Source organism: Protofrankia sp. Cr1, assembly GCF_963555865.1.
GTDB lineage: Bacteria > Actinomycetota > Actinomycetes > Frankiales > Frankiaceae > Protofrankia.
Window position 1 is genome coordinate 1 of record NZ_CAUVXO010000491.1, and the last position, 3849, is coordinate 3849.

Genomic DNA, 3849 nt, shown 5'->3' on the forward strand with positions numbered 1-3849 from the left:
GCCCCGGGCCGTCCCGTCCGAGGTGCCCCCTCCGGTGGGCCCGATGCTCCCGGCCGCCGAGCCTGGCACGGCCGCGGCGGCAGCGGCGGGGCGGGACGCGGCCCCGGCGAGCGGCGGAACGAAGACCGGCGACAGCGCCGAGGGCGACGCCGATCCCGACGGCGACGCACCGGGCGACGACAGCGCCAACGACGACCGCGCCGACCCTGACTCCGACGAGGGCTCCGACGACACCGACGCCGACCGGCCCAGGCGCTCGGCGGAACTGAGCAACGCGATCGAGAACGCCAGCCTCGTCATGAACGGCGGCATCGCCATATTCGGCGCCCGCACCGGCGACGTCATCGGTGGGTCTGGGGGGCTCGGCGGCCCCGGCGAGCCTCACGGCGGGACGCGCCGGGGCGACGCCGAGTCAGGCCGCGTGCCGGACTCGGTGCTGGACCGGCTCACGGCGTCGTTCGTGCCGCCCGCCTGCTACCCGCGGCTGCTGCGCGCCGTCGGTCAGCGGCGGGTGGTGGTGTTCCGCGCCGTACCGGGGTGGGGCCGAGGGACCACCGCGTTGCGCGTGCTGGCCGAACTGTGCGACAGCCACTACCGAGGTGACGGCGGCTGCGGCGGGGTGCGCAGGCTCGAACCCGACCCGGCCGTCCCGTTGCGGCGGCTGACGTTCCGAGGCGCCCGCCCACTGCCGCGACAGGCCGCGTACCTGGTGGAGAACGCGCCGTTCGACGACCTGGCAGCGCTTCGCGCATCCGATCTCGACCGCATCGGGCGCGAGCTCGCCGAGATCGACTCCTACCTCGTCGTCACGGTGGACGCCGAGGTCTCGTTCCGCGGCGACCTGGACGGCTACCTCGTCGACGGCGAGCAGCCGCCTTCGGCGCTCGCCCTGCTGGCCAGCCACGTCGCGTGGTCGGAGGGCGTGAAACCCGACGAGGTGAAGGCCCGGATCGCGGCCACGCCCGAGATCAGCGTGATGCTGGACGGGCTGGTTGCGAACGGGCCCGACGCCACCGCCGTCGCCGAACTGGCTTCCCGGCTCGCCCGGTGGGAGGACGAACCGGAACGGCTGCAACGAGCCACCGCGTGGGCGGGCAACCACTCCACCTCGCGCATCCATGCCTGGCTGTCTGGACTCGACACGCAGCAGATGGCGTTTGTGCTGGCCCTGGCGGTGTTGGACGGCCGCCCCTACCGGACCGTCGCGCAGGCGGCGGCCCTGCTGGTCACGCACCTGCGCGCCGCCGGCCTCGCGCCGGCCGCGAACGCCCATCCGGCCGGCTCCACCGCTGGCACGACCGCTGGCACGGGCGTCACCGGCACGGCCACGCGGGCGCCCGGCCCAGCGCCGGAAGCCGAGGCGGTGCCGGGCTTGCCGGCTGGTCCGCTCGGGGTGGGGCTGGCGGACCTACTCAAGGTGTCGCTGGCGGAGGTCACCGAGGGCCTCGAACCGACCGGGTTCGGCCTGGTGCGTACCAAGGTGCTGCGGTTCCGCGACTCCACCTACCCTCGCCGGGTCCTCGAGTGGGCGTGGCAGGACCACGCCGAAGCCCAACTGCCGCTGCTCGCCTGGCTGGCCGAACTCGCGACCGACCGCCGCTCCGTCGTTCGGGTGCGGGCGGCAGCCGCGACCGGGCTGATCAGCCGATTCGCGTTCGACGACGTGCGCCGGCAGCTGTGGCTGCCCTGGTCGACGAGCCCTAACCAGCGGTACCGGGAAGCGGTGCTCGCGGCGCTGCGGGTACCGGCCGAGACGGTCGAGCTCGCCCCGCACGTCCATCGCATGCTCACCGACTGGCGTCGCCACACCAGCAACCCCTGGCGGCTGTGGACCACGGCGCGTGCCTGGGGCGCCAGCGTGGGGCGCACCAATCCCTACCGGGCGTTGCAGGTGCTGGGCGACCTCGCCGACACCGCGAGCCTGGTGGTGTCCCGCGCTATCAGCCAGAGCGTCTACGAGCTGTTCGACGGTGCCCCGGCCTCGCTCCGCAAGCTGGTAGTAGGCGACCTGGTCGACTGGGCGAGCGACGAACGGCAGGCGGTGCGGCGCACCGCGGCACACGCCTTCCTCCAGCTTGCGCTCGACGCCACGGCCGCGGGGCTTCCAGACGCCGAGCTGTGGCCGGCGCTGCTGGCCATGATCGAAGCGGACGAACTCGACGCCGCGACGCTGGAGCCGTTGTGGGTCGCGGTCGCGGAGTTCCCGGAGCTCGCCCGGACCGCGGCCAGGTGCCTGCGCGACTGGGTGCTGGCGGCCGAGGAGGACCGGCGCCTGGAAGAGCCGCTCGGCCGGGCGGTGCGCGGGCGCGTCGGTACCGACGACGAGCTGCGGCACCTCTACCAGCTACTCGACGACTGGCAGGCAGATGCGCCGCTGACCACGCGCTACCTGGTCGCGCTGCTCGACTCGATCTCGGAGCCAACCCGATGACCCCTGGACCCGCCAGCCAGCACGACGACGTGGCACCCCCCGGAACGGCCTTCGTCTTCTCCAACGGCCGCGGCCGGCTGTTGGGCCCACCTCACCCGCCGACCCGGAGCGAGATCATGATCGGTCACTTCCGCAAGCGCATCGACGTGGACGTCACGCTGCATCCCAGCCACCTCGAGGAGTTCGTCCCGTCAGCGTTGCAGGGCGCGTCGTTCAAGGCCACGGTCGTCTATTCCTGGTGCCGCACCGACCCGAAGGCGTGGGTCGCCAACCCGGTCGACCGACCCGAGGCCCACTGCGCCGCGCGCCTGCTCGCGATTCTGCGCCCGATCACCCAGTCCTTCGCCTGGGACAACGCGTCGGACGCCGCCCGGGCTGCCTCAAACCGGCTGGTCGGCAGGCTGCCAGTCGGGCACGGCATCGTGGTCGACGTGTCATCGGTCGATCTCGTGGTCGACCCCGCGCTGCCGGTGGTGCCGCGGACTCCGCACTCCGAGACGTTCGACGTCGACCTGCCGACCGACCTCGACACCGTCCGGTTCCGGGCGGACGTCGAGATGCTGTGGCACGTGAGCGACCCGCTGCAGTGGCGCGACTGGTCGCCCGAGCGTGAGCGGCAGGCCGCTGGCCTGTGTCGCGGTGAGCTGGTTAATCGGGTCTCCCAGCTCACCCGGAGCTACCGATACGACCAGCCAGGGGCAGCGGAACAGGCAGTGATCGCCCGGTTCGGTGGCGCCGCGGCGGACGTCGGCTTCGGCCTCAGCGCCAAGGTCCAGCTGGTCCGGCTGACGACCGGCGGCGTAGCGCCCGACCTGGCTCGCCACGAGGCGGAGGTGCTCGACGACATGCCCAGCGACACCGTCGAGGCGCCGTTCCACGCGAAGGTGGAGTACGCGTGGCAGATCGTGGACCCCGCGCTGTGGACTGGCCAGGCGTCTCACGAGGTCGAGGCGATCGCGGCCAAAGCCGTCCTGCGCGAGCTTCGCCGGGCGACACGGACCGAGCCCTGGCGGGCCGCCGCGGCCGCCTCGGCACACGCGGAGGCGGCGCTGTGCGGACAGTTCCCGCATCCCCCGGAAGGACTGCACCTGCTGGTGCACTCGGTCCAGCTCGAGGCGAACCGCACCGTCGCGCCGGTGGGTGGCCAGCGCTCCAACCAGTTCAGGTGCGAGCTGCCGAGCGCCCGCGCCGGGCTGCAGTTCAGCGCGGCGGTCGGCGTGACCTGGCGGATCACCGACCCGGTGGCCTGGCAACGGCGCCCCGAGCGAGAGGCTGAACAGGCCGGCGAGCGGGCCGTCCGGACGCGGCTGCGGGAGATCTGCCGCCAGTTCGGCTACGACGACGCGGCCGGCGCCGAACGCCGCGCACTGGCGGAGCTGGCCGGCGTCCCGCTTGACGCAGGTGACGGGGTGCAGGTC

Annotated in this window: 2 protein-coding genes; both read left to right on the forward strand. The window is 73.5% G+C overall.

The annotated features are described in order from the left end of the window. Positions 1-2431, forward strand: a 2431-nt coding sequence (locus tag U9980_RS24385) for a hypothetical protein (RefSeq protein ID WP_416210387.1), incomplete at its 5' end; no start/stop codon positions are given. Continuing rightward, positions 2428-3849, forward strand: a 1422-nt coding sequence (locus U9980_RS24390) for a hypothetical protein (RefSeq protein WP_322770072.1), incomplete at its 3' end; no start/stop codon positions are given. The genes U9980_RS24385 and U9980_RS24390, both read left to right, overlap by 4 nt.